This is a genomic window from Mycetocola sp. Y791 (assembly GCF_059445325.1).
Genome location: NZ_JCAIUC010000001.1, coordinates 614,312 through 635,721, shown reverse-complemented (window position 1 = coordinate 635,721; position 21,410 = coordinate 614,312). Strand labels below are relative to the sequence as shown.

The 21,410-nt window shown below is 65.6% G+C and carries 14 protein-coding genes; 5 read left to right on the top strand and 9 right to left on the bottom strand.

Features of this window, described 5'->3' with window-relative positions; translation table 11 throughout:
* Positions 1–49 precede the first annotated feature (49 nt).
* Positions 50–1,135, bottom strand: a complete 1,086-nt coding sequence (locus AC1C2N_RS02975; protein WP_495432826.1) for a BMP family lipoprotein — start codon at positions 1,133–1,135, stop codon at positions 50–52.
* Positions 1,136–1,408: 273 nt separating this feature from the next.
* Here AC1C2N_RS02975 and AC1C2N_RS02970 point away from each other — a divergent pair, with 273 nt between their 5' ends.
* Positions 1,409–2,353 carry a 5'-3' exonuclease gene (locus tag AC1C2N_RS02970; protein ID WP_495432825.1) on the top strand — a complete coding sequence of 315 codons (945 nt, stop codon included), beginning with the start codon at positions 1,409–1,411 and terminating at the stop codon, positions 2,351–2,353.
* On the opposite strand, the gene AC1C2N_RS02965 is transcribed toward AC1C2N_RS02970, so the two are convergent.
* Positions 2,350–3,465: a mannose-1-phosphate guanylyltransferase gene (locus AC1C2N_RS02965; protein ID WP_483405532.1), complete on the bottom strand. Its 1,116-nt coding sequence runs from the start codon at positions 3,463–3,465 to the stop codon at positions 2,350–2,352. The two genes, AC1C2N_RS02970 and AC1C2N_RS02965, sit on opposite strands and share 4 nt — an antisense overlap.
* A gap of 276 nt (positions 3,466–3,741) precedes the next feature.
* Here AC1C2N_RS02965 and sdhC point away from each other — a divergent pair, with 276 nt between their 5' ends.
* From sdhC to AC1C2N_RS02945, 4 genes are read left to right on the top strand one after another with little or no spacing between them, the layout of a single operon-like run.
* Positions 3,742–4,074, top strand: a complete 333-nt coding sequence (sdhC, locus tag AC1C2N_RS02960; RefSeq protein WP_483405892.1) for a succinate dehydrogenase, cytochrome b556 subunit — start codon at positions 3,742–3,744, stop codon at positions 4,072–4,074.
* Positions 4,075–4,089: 15 nt separating this feature from the next.
* Positions 4,090–4,536 carry a succinate dehydrogenase hydrophobic membrane anchor subunit gene (locus AC1C2N_RS02955; RefSeq protein WP_483405531.1) on the top strand — a complete coding sequence of 149 codons (447 nt, stop codon included), beginning with the start codon at positions 4,090–4,092 and terminating at the stop codon, positions 4,534–4,536.
* 28 nt (positions 4,537–4,564) lie between these two features.
* Positions 4,565–6,367, top strand: coding sequence for a succinate dehydrogenase flavoprotein subunit (sdhA, locus tag AC1C2N_RS02950; protein WP_483405530.1), 1,803 nt, complete (start codon positions 4,565–4,567; stop codon positions 6,365–6,367).
* Between the two features lie 2 nt (positions 6,368–6,369).
* Positions 6,370–7,131, top strand: coding sequence for a succinate dehydrogenase iron-sulfur subunit (locus AC1C2N_RS02945; protein ID WP_483405529.1), 762 nt, complete (start codon positions 6,370–6,372; stop codon positions 7,129–7,131).
* Positions 7,132–7,219: 88 nt separating this feature from the next.
* Here the strand turns inward: AC1C2N_RS02945 and AC1C2N_RS02940 are convergent, their stop codons facing one another.
* The 7 genes from AC1C2N_RS02940 to AC1C2N_RS02910 are packed head-to-tail and all read right to left on the bottom strand — an operon-like array spanning position 7,220 to position 21,345.
* Positions 7,220–7,627 (bottom strand): hypothetical protein, encoded by a 408-nt coding sequence (locus AC1C2N_RS02940; protein ID WP_495432824.1) that lies wholly within the window; start codon positions 7,625–7,627, stop codon positions 7,220–7,222.
* Between the two features lie 52 nt (positions 7,628–7,679).
* On the bottom strand, positions 7,680–9,314 hold the full coding sequence (ptsP, locus tag AC1C2N_RS02935) for a phosphoenolpyruvate--protein phosphotransferase (RefSeq protein ID WP_495432822.1): 1,635 nt from the start codon (positions 9,312–9,314) through the stop codon (positions 7,680–7,682).
* Between the two features lie 49 nt (positions 9,315–9,363).
* Positions 9,364–11,655 (bottom strand): transglutaminase TgpA family protein, encoded by a 2,292-nt coding sequence (locus AC1C2N_RS02930; protein ID WP_495432821.1) that lies wholly within the window; start codon positions 11,653–11,655, stop codon positions 9,364–9,366.
* The gene (locus AC1C2N_RS02925) at positions 11,652–13,052 is read right to left on the bottom strand and encodes a DUF58 domain-containing protein (protein WP_495432819.1); all 1,401 of its coding nucleotides are present in this window, start codon (positions 13,050–13,052) and stop codon (positions 11,652–11,654) included. Before AC1C2N_RS02925 ends, AC1C2N_RS02930 begins: the two co-directional genes overlap by 4 nt.
* Positions 13,053–13,061: 9 nt before the next feature.
* The gene (locus tag AC1C2N_RS02920; protein ID WP_495433073.1) at positions 13,062–14,030 is read right to left on the bottom strand and encodes an AAA family ATPase; all 969 of its coding nucleotides are present in this window, start codon (positions 14,028–14,030) and stop codon (positions 13,062–13,064) included.
* Positions 14,031–14,083: 53 nt separating this feature from the next.
* Positions 14,084–19,954 (bottom strand): Ig-like domain-containing protein, encoded by a 5,871-nt coding sequence (locus tag AC1C2N_RS02915; protein ID WP_495432818.1) that lies wholly within the window; start codon positions 19,952–19,954, stop codon positions 14,084–14,086.
* Complete coding sequence (locus AC1C2N_RS02910) at positions 19,924–21,345, bottom strand: serine/threonine-protein kinase (protein WP_495432817.1); 1,422 nt, start codon at positions 21,343–21,345, stop codon at positions 19,924–19,926. Before AC1C2N_RS02910 ends, AC1C2N_RS02915 begins: the two co-directional genes overlap by 31 nt.
* Positions 21,346–21,410: the final 65 nt, after the last annotated feature.

The following is a 21,410-nucleotide window of genomic DNA, read 5'->3' as shown; positions in this document are numbered from 1 at the left end:
ACCAGCCGAAGCCGATCCCCCCGCGCTGGGAGTGGGTTGAGCCGAATTACTACTCAGCCGCAGGTGACGACGGCGAGTTGACCTCGATGGACCCGTCGATGATGCCTGCCTTGATCTCGTCGAGCTCAGCCTGCAGCGTGTCGTTGACCTTGCCCTCGAAGTCGTGGAACGGCGCGATGCCGACTCCGTCGTTCTCAAGCGTCCCGACGTACGGGGTCGCGTCGAACGCGTCGTCGCCCGCTTCGAGGACGACGTCGTTGACGCCGGACTTCATCTGCTTGAGGATCGAGGTCAGGAAGAGCTCGTTGCCCGAATCAGCGGTTTCGTAGAGGTCAGCGTCGACACCGATCATCGCGACATCCTTGCCCGAGTCGTTGATTGCCTCGATGGCGCTGAGGAAGATCGGTCCACCGACCGGAAGCAGAACGTCTGCGTCCTGCCCGATGAGCGTCGTCGCCAGCTGCTTGGCTGTGTCATTGGCCTCGAAGCCGCCGGTGAACGAACCGGTCTGGCTTTCGACATCCCAGCCGACAACCTTGACGTCGGTCCCCTTCTGCTGGTTGTAGTACTCAACACCCTCGGCGAAGCCATCCATGAAGATGGTGACCGTCGGGAACTGCATTCCACCGAAGGTACCGACGACGCCGGTCTTGGAGTAGTCCGCCGCCGCGTAGCCGGCGAGGAATGCCGCCTCGGCCGTGTCGTAGATGATCGGCTTGACGTTGTCAGCCTCGATGGAGTTGTCATCGAGCATGATGAAGTTGACATCGGGGTTTTCCTCGGCAGCGGCCTTCGTCGCGTCGGCGAGGGCGAAGCCGATGGTCGCAATCAGGTCGCAGCCCTGGTCGACGAGGCTGGTGATGTTGGGAGCGTAGTCATCTTCGGTGTCGCTCTCGACCTCTTTGATTTCGACGCCGAGCTCGTCAGCCGCCTCGACCATGCCCTCATAGCTGGACTGGTTGAAGGACTTGTCGTCGAATCCCCCTGCGTCAGAAACGATGCAGGGAAGGAAGTCGGATGCCGCCTCGTTCGAGTCGCCGCTCTCGGCGGGCGCCTGACCACAGCCGGCAAGCAGGGCGATAACGCCTGCGCTGGCAAGGCCGACAAAGGCAGCCTTACGGGTGTTGATTGTCAATGTATCCTCCAGGATGCTGCCCTGCGGGGCTCGCGAGGGCGGGTATCCGCCACGTTACCGAAAGTATTCAGCCCACGACGCCGTGAGCATCTCTCGAAACAGAAGCGTTACATAGCTGCTCCCGTGAGCCTAAACGGAACCCCCCGTGCGAGGTTCGTCGTGCTCTTATGAGCATCGATGAGCGCGGATGCGCACAAATGTGCAGCGTTGGGACTGTCGCGCAGGGACGCCCGGATCGCCTCTGCCCGCATCGCACCGTGCCAGAATCGACTCATGACCGGACCATTGATGCTCCTCGACACGGCCTCCCTGTATTTCCGTGCATTCCACGGACTGCCTGACACCCTCCGCACACCGGACGGCACTCCCATCAACGCCGTGCGCGGGCTTCTTGATTTCATTGCGAAACTGGTCACCGAGTACCAGCCGGCCGAGCTCATCGCGTGCTGGGACGACGATTGGAGGCCGGGGTGGCGGGTCGACCTCCTTCCCAGCTACAAGGAGCACCGCGTCGCCGAGGTCGTGCCAGGCGGACCGGATGTCGAGGAGACACCGGAACTTCTGCTCGCCCAGATCCCGATCATCAGGCAGGTCCTCGACGCCTTCGGGATCGCCGTCATCGGCGCACCCGAGCACGAAGCCGACGACGTCATCGGCAGCCTCGCGACCCAGGCAACCGGCCCCGTCGACGTGGTCACTGGAGACAGGGACCTGTTCCAGCTTGTGGACGACGCCAGGGGCATCCGTGTGATTTATACCGCGCGCGGAATGAGCAAGCTCGAGGTCGTCACCGAGAGCGTTGTTCGGGGTAAGTACGGGGTTGAGGCCTCCCAGTACGCCGACTTCGCCGCCCTTCGTGGTGATCCCTCTGACGGATTGCCGGGCGTCGCCGGCGTCGGCGACAAGACCGCAGCCGGCCTGATCGGGACCTTCGGCGATCTCGACGCGATTATCGCGGCAAGCGCTGAACCCAATGACGGGATGTCCGAGTCGGTCAGGGCAAAAATTCTCGCCGCCGCCGATTACCTGAAAGTTGCGCCAACCGTCGTCGGCGTCGTCCGCACCCTCGACCTGGAGGTCCCCGAGGCGAGCATTACCCCACTGCCGATTGAAAAACTGGCTGCAGCGAGGCAGCTCGCGGTCGACCTCGGCCTCGGGGGCGCGGCGGACCGGGCGCTCAGCGCGCTCGGCAACGACGTCACCGCGACAGAGCCCTAGAGGACGTCGTCGCGGCCCGACAGCTTGAGGGCGTCGACAACGCTCTTCACCCGTTGCGCGTTTGCGCTCGTGGTGACGAGCAGTGCGTCGGGGGTGTCAACGACGACGATGTCCTTGACGCCGATCAGGCTGATGATCCTGGTGGTCTGGCTCACGACGATCCCGCTGGACGAGTCGGAGAGGATGCGTGCGCTTTCGCCGAGGATCGCGAGGTCGGTCTTGCGGCCGCCGGAGTTGAGCTTGGCGAGCGAAGCGAAGTCTCCAACGTCGTCCCAGTCGAAGTGACCGGGAACCACGGCGAGACGGCCAGCCAGCGCCGCCGGCTCGGCGATCGAATAGTCGATGGCGATCTTCTCGAGGTTCGGCCAGATCTGGTCGACGGCGGGGCCACGGAGGGCGGGGTTGTCCCAGACCGCGGCAAGCTCCATCAGTCCGGCGTGAAGCAAGGGCCTGTTGCGCGCAAGCTCCTCGAGGAGCACATCGGCGCGGCTGATGAACATACCCGCATTCCAGAGGTGCGCGCCGCCGGCAAGGTACTTCTTCGCCGTGGCCAGATTGGGCTTCTCCACGAATGAGTCGACAAGAAGCGCAGAATCGGCTCCGACAACATCGAGGGTGCCTCCGCTGTGGATGTAACCGAATCCGATGGCGGCTTCGGTCGGCTGGATGCCGATCGCGGTGATGTATCCCGCGTCGGCGGTCGCAACCGCCTGAGTGACGGCGGAACGGAAAAGGCGGTCACCACGGATGACGTGGTCAGCCGCGAACGAACCGATGATCACATCGGGCTCACGCTTCATGAGAATCGCGGCTGCGAGACCGACCGCCGCCGTCGAGTCACGCGGGTCGCTCTCGAGGACAACGTTGTGGTCTGTGAGATTGGGAAGCTGGGATTCGACAGCCGCGCGGTGCGACCGACCGGTGACAACCATGATGCGCTGCTCACCGGAGAGCGGTGCGAGCCGGTCCCAGGTGGCTCGCAGCAGCGTGCTGCCCGACCCCGTGAGGTCGTGAAGGAATTTGGGCGCGTCTGCACGGGAAAGCGGCCAGAGCCTGGAGCCGATACCGCCGGCGGGAATAACGCTGTAGAAGCGCTCGAGAGGACTGGTCATGAGGCCCACATTATCGTGAGCGGCTGAAGGAGCCCCTGACTCCTCCCTTTTGTCTTGATGTCGAGACACTTAGGTTCGCCTAACCGGCGAACCGGCGACGGTGAACGTAGACTGTCAGAACGCGCCGTTGTGACGCACGACCGCCGAAGTCGGTGGTTTCTTGGCTTCGATCAGGGAGGGCCGTTCGTGTCAGTGCAGACTGAAAAAAGAACACCACCATTGAGCACGACCACCTCCCGACGCCCGGCAGGAACCCTGTACCGAGGCAGGGAAGGCATGTGGTCGTGGGTTCTGCACCGGATCACCGGTGTGGCGATCTTCTTCTTCCTCCTCGTCCACGTCCTCGATACCGCGCTCGTTCGCGTGTCGCCCGAGGCGTACAACGCGGTCATCGGCACCTACCAGACGCCGATCATGGGCCTCGGCGAGGTCGCACTCGTCGGCGCGATCGTGTTCCACGCTTTCAACGGTCTGCGCATCGTGCTCATCGACTTCTGGCAGAAGGGCTCGAGGTACCAGAAGGTGATGTTCTACGTGGTCATCGCGCTCTGGGTCATCACGATGCTCGGTTTCGTGCCCCGCCACCTCATCAACGTCTTCAGCCACTAGAAAGGGGAGAACCTCATGTCGCAAACAATCGAAGCTCCCCGCACCCCGGTACGTCCCGCCCGCAAAAAGGGAGTCAACTGGGAAAAGTGGGGCTGGATCTACATGCGCGCCTCCGGCGTGATCCTGGTCGTCCTCATTTTCGGCCACCTGTTCATGAACCTCATCGTCGGCGACGGCGTCAAGGCAATCGACTTCGCGTTCGTCGGCGGTAAATGGGCCGACCCGTTCTGGCAGTGGTGGGACGTCGCGATGCTCTGGCTCGCGCTCATCCACGGCGGTAACGGCATGCGGACCATCGTGAACGACTACGCTCGCGGAAAGATGACACGCGGCATCCTCAAGGGCGCGATCTTCGCCGCCGTCGCCATCCTCATCCTCCTCGGAACCCTCGTGGTCTTCACCTTCGACCCGTGCCCCGTCGGCCAGCCCGCCGATCTCCTCCCCTCGTTCTGCGCCGCGTAACGAACAACTGAACATTTTGGATGCATCTGTGACTCAGGACCCAAGCGACTCCACCATCATCGATGGAGTTCACTACCACCAGTTCGACATCGTCATCGTTGGCGCCGGCGGCGCCGGCATGCGGGCGGCGATCGAGGCCGGCCCCGGCGCGAAGACCGCTGTGATTTCCAAGCTGTACCCGACACGCTCGCACACCGGCGCGGCTCAGGGCGGCATGGCTGCGGCCCTCGCCAACGTCGAGGAAGACAGCTGGGAGTGGCACACCTTCGACACGGTCAAGGGTGGCGACTACCTCGTCGACCAGGACGCTGCTGAGATCCTCGCGAAGGAAGCCATCGACGCGGTCATCGATCTGGAAAACATGGGCCTCCCCTTCAACCGGACGCCAGAGGGCAAGATCGACCAGCGTCGGTTCGGTGGCCACACCCGTGACCACGGCAAGGCTCCCGTCCGCCGAGCCTGCTACGCCGCCGACCGCACCGGCCACATGATCCTCCAGACGCTGTTCCAGAACTGCGTTCGCCTCGGCATCAACTTCTTCAACGAGTTCTACGTGCTCGACGTCATCATGAGCGAGGTCGACGGAGTCGAACAGCCCGCAGGTGTCGTCGCTTACGAACTGTCGACAGGTGACCTGCACGTGTTCCACTCGAAGGCGACGATCTTCGCCACCGGTGGATTCGGCAAGATCTTCAAGACGACCTCGAACGCGCACACCCTCACGGGCGACGGCGTCGGAATCATCTGGCGCAAGAAGCTCCCGCTCGAAGACATGGAGTTCTTCCAGTTCCACCCGACCGGGCTCGCCGGTCTCGGCATCCTCCTCACCGAGGGCGCCCGCGGCGAGGGAGCCATCCTCCGCAATGCGAGCGGCGAGCGGTTCATGGAACGTTACGCCCCGACCATCAAGGACCTCGCTCCCCGCGACATCGTCGCGCGCTGCATGGTCAAGGAAGTGGCTGAAGGCCGCGGTGCCGGTCCGAACAAGGACTACGTCTACCTCGACTGCACCCACCTCGGCGCCGAGGTCCTCGAGACCAAACTCCCCGACATCACCGAGTTCGCGCGCACTTACCTCGGCGTCGACCCGGTCACCGAGCCGGTGCCTGTGATGCCGACGGCGCACTACGCGATGGGCGGGATCCCGACCAACAACAACGCAGAGGTGCTCCGCGACAACACGACCGTCGTTCCCGGCCTCTACGCGGCCGGCGAATGCGCCTGCGTCTCGGTGCACGGCTCGAACCGGCTCGGCACCAACTCCCTGCTCGACATCAACGTTTTCGGCAAGCGAGCCGGAAACAACGCTGTCCAGTACGTGCAGACCGCCGAGTTCCTGCCGCTGCCCGAGGATCCCGCCGCCTTTGTGCGCGAGATGATCGAGGGCATGCGCAGCAACCCGGGAACCGAGCGCATCTCGGTGCTCCGCAAGGAGCTCCAGGAACAGATGGACATGAAGGCGCAGGTCTTCCGCACCGACGAGTCGCTCTCTGAGGTCACCGACACGATTCAGCACCTTCGCGATCGGTACATGAACGTCGGCGTCCAGGACAAGGGTCGCAGGTACAACACCGACCTGCTCGAGGCCATCGAGCTCGGCTTCCTGCTCGACCTCGCCGAGGTCGTCGTCTACTCCGCCCGCAACCGCAAGGAGAGCCGTGGCGGCCACATGCGCGACGACTTCCCCGACCGCGACGACGAGAACTACATGAAACACACGATGGCGTACCTGACCGGCGACCCGCACTCTTCGGATGCCGCCGACCACATCCGCCTGGACTGGAAGCCCGTCGTGATGACCCGCTACCAGCCGATGGAGAGGAAGTACTAGACATGTCAACAGCCACTCTTGACGCTCCGGCACCGGTGGACGACGCCCTGAAGCCGTTCATCGTCACCCTCATCGTTCGCCGGTTCGACCCGGAGATTGACGACGAGCCCAGGTGGGTCGACTATGACGTCGAAATGTTCTCGACCGACCGCATCCTCGATGCGCTGCACAAGATCAAGTGGGAACAGGACGGGTCACTGACCTTCCGCCGCTCCTGTGCACACGGTATTTGCGGTTCGGATGCCATGCGAATCAACGGCCGTAACCGCCTGGCGTGCAAGACGCTGATCAAGGACCTCGACATTTCGAAGCCGATCTACGTCGAAGCGATCAAGGGACTTCCGCTCGAGAAGGACCTCATCGTCGACATGGACCCGTTCTTCGAGTCGTTCCGCGAGGTCCAGCCGTTCCTGATCCCGTCCTCGAAGCCGGGTGCAGGCAAGGAGCGGATCCAGTCCGTCGCCGACCGCGCTCGCTTCGACGACACGACCAAGTGCATTCTCTGCGCAGCGTGCACCTCGTCCTGCCCGATCTTCTGGACCGATGGCCAGTACTTCGGCCCGGCAGCGATCGTGAACGCGCACCGGTTCATCTTCGATTCCCGGGATGACGCCGCCAAGGTTCGCCTCGACATCCTCAACGACAAAGAAGGTGTCTGGCGTTGCCGCACCACCTTCAACTGCACGGATGCCTGCCCCCGCGGCATCCAGGTCACGCAGGCGATCGCAGAGGTCAAGCAGGCGATCATGCGCGGCAAGGCGTAACGCTCGACACACTCCTCGAAACCCTCGCTCTTGTGAGCGGGGGTTTCGTCGTTGCCGCGTCCCGATGCCCCGTTGAGCCCGATGCCGGTTAGGCTGATGCGCTCTCGTCGGTCCGGCTGAGCACCCATCGCACGCCGCCTCTGGCGAGCATGAGAACGATGATCAGTGCGGTCACTTGAAAGAAGCCGCCGAGACGGACGGCGTCGCCGAAAACCAGGGCAACCAGTTCAAGCACCACGAACTTGCTCCCCGGCAGCACGAGCAACAGGGTGATCGCGCTGACGACTCGAACCCGAAGAGTGTCAGCCGACCGGATCCGCGCGGCGATTTTCTTCTTCGCCCTCAGCACGACCTCAAGGACGACTTTCAGGAGGACCGCCGTCAGGAACGCCAACAGGAACGTTTCGGATATGACGTCGGGAAACAGCTGGATGAACGTTCCCAGCACCACGAGATAGACCAGGACGTCGACGAGATCTACGGGGCGGATCCGCATGCGGCGAGTATATCGATCGCACCCGGATTCTCTCTCTCCCGTCCGCCCGACGTCAGTCGCGGACGCGTGCCCGGGCTTCAGCGCCCGTCGACGCGCCGAGCGCGGCAACCGCGAGCGCCCTGGCATGCTCGAGCGTGTGCTGCCGCAACTGGGTGCGCACCGCGTCGAGTGCCGACGGCGCCATCGACAGGCTGGAGACTCCGAGCCCGACGAGGACAACGGCGAGCATCGGATCTGCCGCCGCTTCCCCGCAGACCCCCACCGGGCGGCCTGACTGGGTCCCCGCATCTCCGAGCATCTTCACCAGGCGAAGGACCGCCGGGTGCCACGGGTCCGAGTATCCGGCAACAGCGGCAAGCCTCCGATCAGCGGCGAGTGTGTACTGGGTGAGGTCGTTGGTGCCGATCGACACGAAATCGGCGATCCCGAGCACCTGCCCCGCCATGAGCGCGCACGAGGGCACCTCTGCCATCACGCCGGCAACACGGATGCCGAGGGAGCGCGCGAGGGCGACGAAGTAACCGGTCTCATCGGCATCCGCCACCATCGGCGCCATCACCCAGACATCGGCATCGGTTTCGGCGTCTGCGGCGGCCAGGGCAAGGAGCTGGTCGCGGAGCACGGTTTCATGCGCGCGAAGGGCACGGATGCCGCGGACCCCGAGTGCCGGGTTCTCTTCAGCGCCCGTTCCGAGAAAGGACAGCGGTTTGTCGCTGCCGGCGTCGAGGGTTCGTACGACCACCCGTTTGCCCTCGCACGCCGCGAACAGCCGCCGGTAGACAGCCTGCTGTTCAGCCACTGTCGGCGCGGTGCGCGCGCCGAAGAACAGGAACTCGGTGCGGAACAGCCCGATCCCCTCGGCGCCCTGCTGGAGAGCGGCTTCCGCCTCGTCCGGGCTGCCAATGTTGGCAAGCAGTTCGATTCCGGTGCCATCGGCGAGGGTGCCAGGTCCGACCGGGACGGCAACCCGTCGCGCCAGGAGCCGTTCACGTGACGCGGCGATCTCCTCCGCGGTCGGCGCCACTGTGACGGTTCCCTCCCCCGCGTCGAGGAGCACCGTCGCCCCGTCGTCGATCCCAGCGGCATCCGCAACACCGACGACGGCGACGATCCCCTTCGACCTCGCGAGAATCGCGGTGTGCGACGTTGGCCCTCCCCCGAGCGTGATGAGTCCGAGCACCTGCCCGATGTCGAGCATCGCAGCGTCTGACGGTGCGAGGTCCCTGGCGAGGAGAACGAACGGGTAGTCGACACTGGGAACACCGGGCGGCGCGACACCTCGAAGCTGTGCGATGACACGCTGGGAGACATCGGCGACATCGACGGCGCGGTCTGCCGGGCTGCCTCCCATCGACAGCAGCAATTGCCTGACGCTGTGGAACGCCTCGAAGACCGCCCGTTCCGCGGTGGAGCCGGCATCGATCCTGGATCGTACGTCATCGAGGAGCGCGGGGTCCTGGGTCATCATCGCCTGTGCGTGAATCACTCCCTCGGCTTCGCCGCCCGCCCGTCCGGCACGATCCGTGAGGTCTGCAGCGACGGTTGTCAGCGCGGCCAGCGCCCGCGAATACTCACTGTCGGCGTCGGTCGTCCGCCTCTTCTCATCGGGCTCGGACAGCGGGTCCGGCATTCGGACGACGGGTCCAATCGCAATACCCCGGCCGACTCCAGTGCCGCGCAGCAACATGTTGCACCTTTCTCCGGTGCATCCGACCCTACCTCGCCCGGGCTCCCGGCTACGGTGCCGAACGGCGGGGCCTGATCCTGAATGAGCGCAGGGAGGTCGCCGCCCTGAGGCGTTCGCGGCGCGTGCGGGCCCGACCGAATGAGCGTCGCAGATCGTCGACGGCCGTCCACACCAGATCGGCATCCTCGTCGCTCGGCTTCTGAACGGAGAACGTCGCGCGGTCTGCGACGGATGCCAGGGCGACGGCCCGCTTGCTTCCTGTCGCCGCCGCCACCTCCCGCCGGGTCGCCGACGGCGGCGGTTCGACGCCGTAGTCAACAGCGGTGTCCTGAAACTCCTGCCAGCCGGCGCGAATGCGTTCCGACGGTGTGCGGCGGGAGCGCCGGAGCGCGCGCCGCCTCACCTTTGCCGCGATCACCGTGAGAAACGGCGCGGCGATCACAGCGGCAACGAGAAGGAGAACGCCGATGATCTGTGCCGCCACAAGGAGAGCCGCGAGCAGTGGGTCAAGCGGTTCGTCCTCCTCGTCGAGGCTGTCCTCGGCGGGAATCTGCTCGGTGTCGGCGTCGCGTTCCTCGACGGGTGGCTGAACGACGGACTGCGGCCGGGACACAGTGGTCGGCTCATCCGGCTCCTTTTCCGGGATCTCCCTGACCGGCGGGGTGGTGTCGACCGTCAGCCAGGTACCGTCACTCGACTGCACCTCGATCCACGCGCTGATGTCATCGCCCGACACTGTCACCGTCGCGTCCTGCCGGACCGAGGGCTGGAACCCGACGACCACGCGGGCCGGGAACCCGAGCTGGCGGGCCATGAGGGCGGCGGCGACCGAGTACTGCTCCTCATCACCGACCATCGGTCGCTCGGTGAAGAGCGTGGTGATGCGGTCGATGCCGTGCCCGGACAGGCTCGTCGGCTCGTTCTCGCCGACGCCGTGGCTGATGTATCCGTCGCTCTTGATTCCCTCGATCATCGCGACGAGCTTGGCCCCTGCGCCCGAAATCCCCGCGGTGTACGCGTCCAGCCGCTCGGTCATGGCGCGGGGCAGCTCGATGGCGCTTCCGGTGCCCGCTGCACCCGGGCGGATCCTGACGAGTTCGGTCGGGGATGGGGCCTGGGCGACAACGGATTCCAGCTGGTAGCTGTCCGCTGGCGCGAATCCGCCGACCACTGCTGAGCTTCCCGTGATGTCGTTGTAGAAGAATGAATTGGCCAGCCCCGCAGCGCGTGGTCCGTCGAAGTCGATCTGCCTGAGGTGTCCAGCACCCGGCACCCAGATCGAGGAGTAACCGGCTATCGTCACATCGAGGGTGACGATCCGGCCGCTTGCCTGCTGGTCGAGGCGATACGGCACCCGGACAAACGTCCCAGAGCCTGCCGTCACGTCCTCCGTCCCCGCCGAGAAGACGACGCCGTCGTATGTGTCGAGCGTCGCCATCCGCAAGCGGCCGCCCTCGGGAAGGCCGGCAACCGTGAGCATTTCCATCCCGGCGGTGTCGGGCTGGTGGAAGCTCCGGAAAGCGGAGAGCGGGCTCGGGTATGCGCGTGGATCGAATGGTTGCTCGATGTGCGAGCGAACCACCTGGCGTTCCGCTGCCGGTGGAAGAACGGATGCCATGACGGCGCCGCCGCACGCTGCGAGGGCGATGATCACCGCAGCGCTCACCCCGCTCACGATGGCGGCGCGGCGACGCTCCCGTGACGACGTGCGAACAGCCGCGACAGCATCCGTCTGATCCCCCTTGCCCGGCGACTGCCGGCCGATCCAGACCAGCCAGACCAGCGTGATGACCGCCACCGTGAGTCCGAGCGGCACGGACTCCCAGCCGATCTCCCCGCCGAACACGATGCCGAGCACGCCGAGGAGCAGGGGCAAGGCAACGGCGAATGCGGGCCGGCTGGTCCTCACGGCGATCGACAGCGTGATCACTGTCACGGCCAGGATGCTGACGAGCGGCGGAATGAGCAGTCCCTGGTACGCCCCGACCGGAAGCAGGATCGTGACCAGTTGTTTCCAGCTCCGCCCCGTGCCGACAACGAGGTCGACCAGCCCGTGCCAGGTCGGCAGAACGCCGAAGAGTGTCTCATCGGGGAGGGCGAGCGGGACCCCGACGAGCAGGTACACGAGCACGCTGATGAGAACGACGGCGAAGCCAGGCAGCCGCAACCTCCGGGCGATGAGGACGATCGCGACGCCGAGGGCTGTCGCGACGACCGCGACGAGCAGGAACCGCGTCACCTGGTAAATCGGCCACCACAGTGCCGAGGCCGCGGCGACGGCGAGGACGGTGAACGCGGTGTTCCACAGCACGCTCCTGGTGGCCTTGCTGAGACTTGTCACGCCGTGGTTCTCGCCATCGCCTGCTGGAGGTCCTCGAGGAACCCGATGGTCAGGACAGACAACTCACCGGCGGTCCGGAAACTTGGCACGATCTCGGGGTCGCAGACAACGGCGATGACCTCGACGCCCGCGGGGAAGTGCCGAGACGCCTGTCGAAGCGTCGCCGGAGTCACCGCGGAACCGCAGACGAGGAACGCGAGCGAAATGCCCGCGATCGAGTCTGCGGCGACCCTGGCGAGGTCGGAGACGTCCAGGGCTGTAGCTCCCGGTTCTACCCTGCTGAGATCGTCGAGCAGCCGCGACGGGCTGATTGCGGCGAGAGTCTTCATCGCGAACAGCTTGCGCCGCGCGAACTCGGGGGTCGACTCGCTCGCGACGACCGAGACCGTTCTGGCGTCACGGATGGCGCGCACCCCGAGGGAACCGGCGACACTCACGGCCATCTCGAAATCATCCTCGCCGGAGTAGTCGCTCTCGGCGAGACTCAGCGCCACCATGAGATGGCTTCGGCGCGTCTCTTCGAACTGCCGCACCATGAACTGTCCGGTTTTCGCGGTGCTCTTCCAGTGAATCGACCTGCGCTCGTCGCCCGGCATGTACTCACGGATGGCGTGAAAAGAGACGTCTGTCGCGGTGAGGTCGCGCGTGGGGTTGCCCTCAAGGTCGCGCACGAACCCGGTGCTGAGACTCGGTACCGGGATGGTCCTGGGGTGTACGAACAGGTCGATCTTCTCGTCCCACTGCTTTTCGCGCCTGACCAGTCCGAGCGGATCGGTCCGGACGACCCGGACCGGGCCGACGGGGATCACGCCGCGGTGAATGCCTGGCACCGTGAACACGTCCTCGAACGTGCTTCCCTGGCCGAGCACCGGGATCTGAAACGCGGCGATTTCCTCGCCGACAGGCACCTCGAGCCGGACACCCGGCAGCAGCCGTCGCGACGGGTTGTGGACTTCGACCTGCACCGCCGCCCGCTCGCCCGCGGTGATCCGGCTGACGGGCAGCGTCAGCGCGGCCTCATGGCTCATCCGGCCGATGAGGAAGAGAGCCGCGACCGCGAGCACAACAGCACCTGCCCACGCGCCGGCGACGAGTTCCTGCCAGCCCAGGCCGTAGCCGGTGAGAAACGCGAGCACGACGCTCGTGATGACCGCCCAGCCCAGCGGGGTGACAACGTCCGTCACGCCGATCCAACGGGCGAACACAGTGCGGGCAGCCCGACCGAACCGAACCGCACCGACCACGCCTTCGGCCAGCACTCCTTCTCTCGAGCCGACGAGTCGCATCCTCGCGTTGTGAACGTCCGGTTGTGCCGGTGCGACGGCCGACACCGATCGCGATGGTTGGATCTTCTTCTGTGCGGCCGTCACCACCCTGACGCCGCCCGGACCGGCCACGCCGCGGTCCTAGGCCGCAGCCGCGTCGCGCGGTGGTGGGGTATCGATGAGGACCTGGGCTATCACGTTCGACGGATTCACCCCGTCGAACTCCGCTTCGGCGTCGAGAATGAGCCTGTGCGCGAGCACCGTGTCCGCCAGCGACTTGACGTCGTCGGGGATGACAAATGACCGGCCGGATGCCGCAGCGAGCGTTTTCGATGCACGCACCAGGGACAGCGCCCCGCGCACGCTCGCCCCGAGCCGCACCTCTGCGGCCTGCCGCGTGCCCTCAACGATCCTCGCGACGTAGTCGTGGAGTGACGCGTCGACGTGCACTGTTGTGGCGAGTCGGGTCATCTCGGCGATGGTCGACGCCGGAACAACCGGAGTCAACTCCACCGCTTCCGATTGGTCTGAGCCCTCGAGAATCCGGATCGTGGACTGGTGGTCCGGGTAGCCGATCGACGTCTTCATCATGAACCTGTCGAGTTGCGCTTCCGGCAGGCGGTAGGTGCCGGCCTGCTCGACCGGGTTCTGCGTCGCGATGACCATGAACGGGGTGCCGACGGGGTGGGTGATCCCGTCAACTGTGACGTGCCCCTCCTCCATGACCTCGAGCAGCGCTGACTGGGTCTTGGGGCTTGCGCGGTTGATCTCGTCGGCCAGCACGATGTTCGCAAAGATGGGGCCGCGGTGAAAGTCAAAGCTCCCGCTGCGCTGGTCGTAGATGCTGACACCGGTGATGTCACCCGGCAGGAGGTCCGGCGTGAACTGCACACGGCTGGCGACACCGGCGATGCTCTCGGCCATGGCGCGGGCCATGGAGGTCTTTCCCGTGCCTGGCACGTCCTCGAGCAGGAGGTGCCCGCGGCTGAGAAGCACGACGAAGGACAGCCGGATCACGTGATTCTTGCCGAGGAGCACCTGCTCGACGTTCTCGACGAGCTGGTCGCACACGCCCGCAAACCAGGTGGCCTGCTCGGATGTCATTGTCATCTGGGTTGTGCCTTTCGTGATGCCGCGGTTCACGCGGTATTCCGTCGACTCCATCATGGCCTGAAGAAGGATTTCTTGTAGTCGACCTCGTCAACCTTTACAACGACGTCTATCCACACCTGGCTATCGGCGGGATGGGCGCTCAGGACACAAGTGTTCCCGGTCCGGGTCCCCGTGATTGTCGCGTCGTTCACTGCCCCGCACGAATACGAAACAGGAAGTGAACCGTTATCAGGATCGGCTGCCCAGCTCCACGTAGCGAGGGTCGCATCGTATGACAGCGCTGACGGAGTCAGGCTGATCGATGGCTCCGGCGCCGTGTCCAGCGATACCGGCCCGCAGGCCTGGTTGCCCCAGGTGTTGCACGCACGGATCTCGAACGACACGGGCTGGCCGAAGCCGAGTCCGAGGAGCTGGCGCGGGTAGCCGCTTCCGCTGAACGCCTCCCAGTTGCCGCTGCCGGGAATGCTGATCTCGTAGGTGAAACCGGCTGGCGCGACAGACGTGACGGCATAATCGCGTTCGGTCTCAGAGGGGTCGGTGAACCGCATGGTCCCGGTCACAGAAACGGCGCCGGGCAGCGGCCGGACAATGTCGGTTTTCACCTCGGTCGCCGCACACCCGGCCCTGTTGTATCCCCAGACCACGAACGAGTAACCCGAACCTTCGTTGGTCAGGTTGTCGAAAGTGTGGCTGAACGTACCTGGCGAGACGGCAACGACGTCCTCGATGGCGCCACCTGTTGTGGGTGCGGACACTTGCCCCGGCGGCGGCGATGACACCGTGCAGGCGTCGGACGGTGCTGAGCCGGAACTCAACCGCCCGACGAAGTATCCACCGATCGGGTCCCCGTTTCCGTCGAACTCGCTCCAGCTGACCGTCGCGCTGGCACTCGCGGCGTCACTCGATACGGCGATTGCGCCGCCGCGAGGAGCACCGAAAGGCTTTGCCGAGTCCGAAGCGGCATTCCAGGTGGTGAGCGCCGGAATCGCGTCGTTGCGGGCGGACACCGAGAACTCGACGCTCGATCCATTGCTGAGGCCGCCGATACGCGTGGAGCACGTCGATGAGCACGAGGACGCGCTGATCTCACCACGGGATACTCCCCCGACGGTCACCTGATAGTTCCGCACATCGCTGCCCTGCCCCGGCCGCGGAACCGCGTTCCAGCTCAGCAGCAGGGCCCCGTCGAGCGGCGTGGCCGACAGGCCGGTCGGAGCGGCGGGGATGACGTCGGACCAGACCGGTTCGCCAAATCGGACCGGGTCTGACTCGCCCCTCGCGTTGCGTGCGCTGACCTCAACGCGAACCGCGTTCGCCCTGCCGTTGCCCGCTGTAGGGACCTCGCAGGACGTGGATGCGCAGGTCGTGACACCGAGCGAGGTCTGGGTTCCCGCCCTGAACAACTCGACGTCGAAGCCGGAGAGGGGTGAGTTGTTGGCCGCGCCCGGTGTCCAGTTCAGCGAGATTTTCCGATCGCCGAATCCGGTCACACGCAGGTTGGACACAGGGTCAGGGCGGTCCTGGACCGAGATTCGTACCGCGCCCCACGTGTACCGCGCCGGGTCGCCAGTGGCATCAGCAACCTGGTACTGGAGTGAGGTATCGATGGCCGCGGCATCCTGTGCGACGGTGACCGTCAACCGGGAGTTGTCTGCGCTCGGCACGACGCTGACCCCGGCGGGGAGGTTTCCTCCATCCAGGCCGCGAACCGCGACCACGCGGAGCGGTGAGCCGGGGAACGGGTTGGTTGCGCTGTCGTTGGCGAGCACGTCGACCGGTGTCGACGTGCCCCGCTGGGCGATCACCGTGTCGGCGGCCGGCACAGCGAGCGGCCGCGTCGACGGCACGACCGCAAGCTGGATGCGACCGGCCACCCCGTCATTCACCGCGTCGCGGACACCGATGAGAATGCTCGGCGATGCGCCGCGCTCGATGTCGGCTGCAGCGGTCACCGTGAGCTCCTGCCCCCGGATCGACACAGTGAACCCGGACGGACGAGGGTCAAGCACCCGGTATTCCAGTTCGTCCACATCATCCGCGTACGGATACGTCGTGAGCTTGACCAGGTCAATGGTCTTCACCTGGCTCGGCTCGAAATCGATCGAACCCCCGGTGAAGACGGGCGGCTGGTTATCGCGGGACGCCACCTCGATCGGAAGAACGAGCGTTGCGACCTTGCCGTTCGGATCGCTCGCGCTCTCGCCGTCCGTGACCTCGAACGAGATCGACGCCGGCCCGAAATACAGCTCGGTGCTCGTGTATCGAAGTGTTGACGCGTCGACGACGAGGTCAGAACCATCGGAGTTCGTCGCCCGCACCCTGGCGGCATCCGTCAGCCGCACCGTCTTCCCTGCGGCCGCGATGACATAGTCGTTGAGCGCAATAACGACGGGCTCTCCGCTGACCACACTGATCGGTTTGATTCCAGGCCGCAGCTGCGGCAGGGCGGCATCGAGCCCTGGCACCCAGATGAACGCCAGGGCACCAACCGAGGGATCATCGGGGTTACTCACCCGGAACGGCACTATTTGCGACTCGGTGCTGAGCGTCACCCGCACCCGCTTGGACGGCGTCACCGAGGCGAGCTCGCTGAACCCCGTCGGAACTGAAACGTCGAGCTCCGAGGCCGGTCCGTCCGCCCAGAAGACGTTCTTCAGGACGTTGACATCGATGACCACCCGATTGCGGATGTCGTCGATGGTAAGGACGACGTCGGATGCGATGGGGCGCGCGAGTGGGGCATCGTCACGGGCGACCACGGTGAGGAAGTTACTCGAAGTGTTGCCGCCCTCATTCTCGATCTCATAGATGAAGCCGTACCGTCCCTCCCCCTTCGGAACGGTCACGCGAACCACGTCGCCGTCGATGGCCGCGGTCGCGCCCTCTCCCGTCGGCTCGACACCGATCACGGTCAACGCGCCGCCGTCGGGATCTGAGTCGTTCGCCAGCACGCGAACGGCAACAGTCGATCCCGGTCGGGTGAGCACCTCATCAGGCGTGGCGACCGGCACACGGGAGCCATCGAGCTTGGCGCTGATCCCGATTCGCACGAGTCCCGTCGCCTGTTTTCCGAGAGCGTCGACGACCGTGTACTCGAAGCTGTCGGTCCCCGCCGAGTATGCCCCCGCCTCGTAGTCGAACCAGTCATTTCCGGCGCCGACGACGGCTCCCTTGCCCGGGTTCGAGCTCTGCCCGATGAGCTGAACGGAGTCCCCGTCCGGGTCTATCCCGGTGAGCGGGACGGTAATGCGGACGCGTTCGCCCGAGAACACCCGGGCGACGACCGTCTTGGGCACGGGTGCCGCGTTCGAGACGAGGTCGGCTTCGCGCACGGTAAACGTGACCTGCGCGTCCGACCATTGCCCGTCGGGTGCCGTCGTCCGATAGACCGCCGTGTAGTTTCCCGGCGTCTGCGGCGCGAGGTACCTCAACATGTTTCCCGCGGTGAAGAGCAGCCCACCGCGCTCGGGCAACGGGCTCGCGAGCTCGGCCGCAAGCGTCAGCGGGTCGCCCTCAGGGTGAGTGTCATTCGCGAGAACAGGAACATCAATGGCATCGCCGACGCGCACGGAAACGGTATCGGGAAAGGCCACTGGCGGTTGCCGCTTGACCGGGTTGGGGATCTCCACCACGGTGACCGTGCCATCGGCAACGGCAACACCGTTCGACACGCTGTAGTTGAACGAGAGCGGAGCCTCGAGCGGCGCGGTCAGGGTGATGCGCAGCATCCGCTGTTCGAGGATCTCCACCCGAACGCCGGAGAGCGGCGCGATATTCGACACCCCGGTCAGGACCAGGACGCCACCGGCGGGGTCGAAGTCACCGGCGAGCACATCGACGGTCTCGCTGCTCTGCTCGCGGACGAACACCGTGTGTGGAACAGTGACCGGCTTCGCCCCGGCGTCGGGCGGGGCAATCACCTGGATCCGGACGACCCCTGTTGCTGTCACGGTCCCGTCCGTGACCGAGAAGTCGATGTGGTGGGTGCGCGTCTCGGTGCTGGTGAACCGAAAAGTCCCGCTGTCGTAGTCGGGGGTGATCGTCGCGCCGTCCTTCGCCGGCACGTTGGCGAGCCGGAGCGGACCGGAGCCGCCGCGGGCGTGCACGAGCGGCGCGACCTCGACCTCGCGACCCGCGAGTGCGATGACGGGGAACGATTCAGCGATGATGGGGACGCTTCCCGCCGGTGCCACGGTGACCGCGAGGGTGCCGGTGCCGTCGAGTGAGCCGTCTGACACGACAAGGCCAATCTCCTTGAGCGTGCCGCCGAGGCCTGCGTCGGTGAAGATCACTGTGCCGTCTGGCGTGTGCTGGACGAGGTCGGGAGCAGCAACACTCGCCTGGGTCAGGTAGAACGGGTCACCGTCAGGGTCGACCCAGTCGCCGAGGACGGCGAGCGACAGCCGGGCCCCGCTCGCAACCGACGCCTTGGTCGTCCTCAACTGGGCCGGCGCTGCATTCTCCGTCGGTTGGCGAACCGCAACTGTGACAGTGGCCGTCGCGGTTCCGCCCCTGCCGTCTGAGATGGTGTAGTCGAACTGGTGGGTGCCTGTCGCGCCCACCGTGAGCGTGACCTGCAACTGCTGGGAGTTGTTGACGATATCGACCCGCCCGGCGCTCTCCGGGAGCGATGTGACGGAGTCGATCATCAGCACGTCACCGTTGGGGTCGAAGTCGTTCAGGAGAACGAGCAGCGGCGATGTCCTCCCTGGCCGCGCGCCGAAGTCGTCGGCGACGGCCGTCGGCGGCTGTTGCGTCTCGTCGTATTCGGGGGGCGTGTCTTCGTTGTTGTCCTCGACCGTGAGCTCGTCATCGTCGAGGGCGACGAGATCGTCCCAGTTGTCGATCACCCGGTTGCCCGCCTGAACCGCCCAGGAATTTCCGCCGACGACGTCGTTGAGGAGCACGTGCGCACCATTGGGCTGGAAGACGAGGTTCGCGGCCGCGGAGAGCCCGTCGATCTGCGCGGTGTCTGCGCTGCCGTCACACTCGGTGAATACCGACCCGTCCGACCACGCGCCGTACGCGCAGTCCCCGGCGATGATCGGCCGGGTCGCTGCCCCCGCCGCCCCGTCTCTCAGCACGGCTACATCGTCGGAACCACGCGGAACCGCGACGATGCCACCGTCGAGTCCGACCAGGACGCGGTCACCCGACGTGGACGGATGCTGCAGCCTGGCACCTGTCGCATCCGGAAGCTGCACGATTCGACCATCGAAGCTGATGCTCGACTCTGCCTCGTCGAGCAGAACAAAATCCGGGCCGACGGAGCTCAGCTGCACGCCACCGGTCGGCTCGGGAACCTCGGTGACGTCGGTGGCCGCGTCGGAGTCCGCCGGCACCCGATAGACGCTGCTGGTTTCCGGCGCGAAGACGAACAGGTCCCCGTCCGCATTGACCGACGTGACGGCATCCGCCCCGAGAGAGAGTGCCGGTGCTGACTCAGCATCGAAGGTCGCGAGGTCGACGAGCGGGACGAACCAGATGTCGCCGCCGGACTCGACCACCAACCGCTCGGTGCCGAGCGCAACCTCGGTATCGCCCGGCGGCAGAGGGACGCTCTCGGTGACCTCGGAGGTCGTCGGATCGATGATGTCGAACGAGCTGCGCACCCTGTCGACGAGGAGCACTGTCTCTCCGGACTGCAGCACCTCGATCTGCGTCGAGGTTGCGCGGACCGCTGTGTTCAGCTCAAAAACCTGGGTGTTGGCGCGGCCGATGGCCTGTCGCTCCTGGTTGACCACCCAGACCGCGCCGTCGCCCAGATCGAGTTGTTGTGCCCGGTATCCGTCAGAGATCACCGCAGCCGTCGCAATGAGGGCACAGATTACGGTGCCACTCGTCAACGTCGCGATGAGCGACCGGCGCTTGCGAATCCAGGCCCTGATCATCAGCCGGATCCAGTCGGCACGTCGACGCACTTCTCGCTGCTCGACGGACCGAGAGCACCGTCCCGCATCACCCGCACCGTGATGCACGCACGTTCGCCCGGCTCGGCGTCCACGGTGAATTCGGTGGATTTCTGGATGGATGCCGCGCCGTCCGGCATGCGGATCTGGAAGGAGTCCCTGTCTCCGATTCCCGGGTCTGGCCAGCTGAACACCACGATTGACCCGCGAAGGTCTGCGGCCACATTAGCGACCGTCGGGATGGCGTCGGATGCCGCGGTCCTGATCAGGACGAAGACCGTGGTCACGGCGAGGAGCACAACGAGGACACTGCAGATAACGATGGCGGTCACAAAAGCGGGGCCGTGCGTGAGCGGCGCCTGGCCCCCCGAGCTTCGGTCAGCGACGGGCGTTGACCGGGAGTCCCTGGCCGCGCCGCGGGTGGCGCCGGGGCTCTGGAAGGCGTCTTCGGCCGTGCGACGGCGCCGTCTGCCGGGATCCACCGTGCGGATCGAGTGGACGCGGGTGCTGTCGGCGTTGTCCACCACGGCGGCCTGCGCCCAGGCGTGAACGGCGACATCTGGCTGGGTTTGGGCGAAGCCGAGTTCGGCTTCAACGCCCTGCAGCTCGCGAATGAACTCCATGGCGGACTGCGGACGCTGCTCAGGACGCCGCGACATGCTGCGGGCCAGGACGCGCTCGAGCTTGTCCGGAACGTCTGTGCGGCCGAGAGGCTCTGGCTTGCCCTTGCTCGCACGGGAGATCAACGACGCCGAGGAGTTGTCCTGTCGCGGGGTCTCGAACGGCGCCCGGCCGGCGAGCAACGAGTACGTCGTCGCTGCGAGTGAAAACACCTCGCTCGCGATCGTCCCGTTCGTCTCACTGTGCAGCACTTCCGGCGCTGACCAGGGGATACTCATTCCGACTGTGTCGTCGATCACCGACTCGCCGAGGGTTCCGGCGATCCCGAAGTCGCTGAGCACGGGGTTGCCGTAGGCGGTCATGAGAATGTTGGCCGGCTTGATGTCGCGGTGCAGCACACCCGCCTGGTGCGCCGTCTCGACGGCGCTGGCGATCTTGATGCCGATGCGAAGGGCTTCCGAGACCGACAGGGGGTCATCACGGTATGTCTCGCCGATCGTCGCCGAGCACAGTTCCATCACCAGGTATGGCCGACCGTCTGAGGCGACCCCCGACTGATAGACGGTGAGGATCGCCGGATGAGGGCTCAGCTGCGCCATCAGGTCTGCCTCCGCCTGAAACATCCGGCGCACTTCCACGTTGACGTACTCGGAGAGCATCACCTTGACGGCGACCTGTCGGCGCGGGCTGTCCTGTTCGTACAGGAAGACATCGGCGAAGCCACCTGAACCGAGAATCCGCACAAAGGAGAAACCCGGGAGAGCGGGAGGCAGTGATGGCAAGCGGCGCAAATGGTCCTCCCAATCTGGAAATTGCGCGTCGAGAGGACGGCTCACGGGCACAAGGA

Coding starts and splice junctions, on each gene's coding strand:
- AC1C2N_RS02970 (WP_495432825.1), top strand. CDS start 1,409: ATGACCGGACCATTGATGCTCCTCGACACGGCCTCCCTGTATTTCCGT.
- sdhC (WP_483405892.1), top strand. CDS start 3,742: ATGTGGTCGTGGGTTCTGCACCGGATCACCGGTGTGGCGATCTTCTTC.
- AC1C2N_RS02955 (WP_483405531.1), top strand. CDS start 4,090: ATGTCGCAAACAATCGAAGCTCCCCGCACCCCGGTACGTCCCGCCCGC.
- ptsP (WP_495432822.1), bottom strand. CDS start 9,314: ATGTTGCTGCGCGGCACTGGAGTCGGCCGGGGTATTGCGATTGGACCC.
- AC1C2N_RS02920 (WP_495433073.1), bottom strand. CDS start 14,030: ATGACAATGACATCCGAGCAGGCCACCTGGTTTGCGGGCGTGTGCGAC.
- AC1C2N_RS02965 (WP_483405532.1), bottom strand. CDS start 3,465: ATGACCAGTCCTCTCGAGCGCTTCTACAGCGTTATTCCCGCCGGCGGT.
- AC1C2N_RS02940 (WP_495432824.1), bottom strand. CDS start 7,627: ATGCGGATCCGCCCCGTAGATCTCGTCGACGTCCTGGTCTATCTCGTG.
- AC1C2N_RS02945 (WP_483405529.1), top strand. CDS start 6,370: ATGTCAACAGCCACTCTTGACGCTCCGGCACCGGTGGACGACGCCCTG.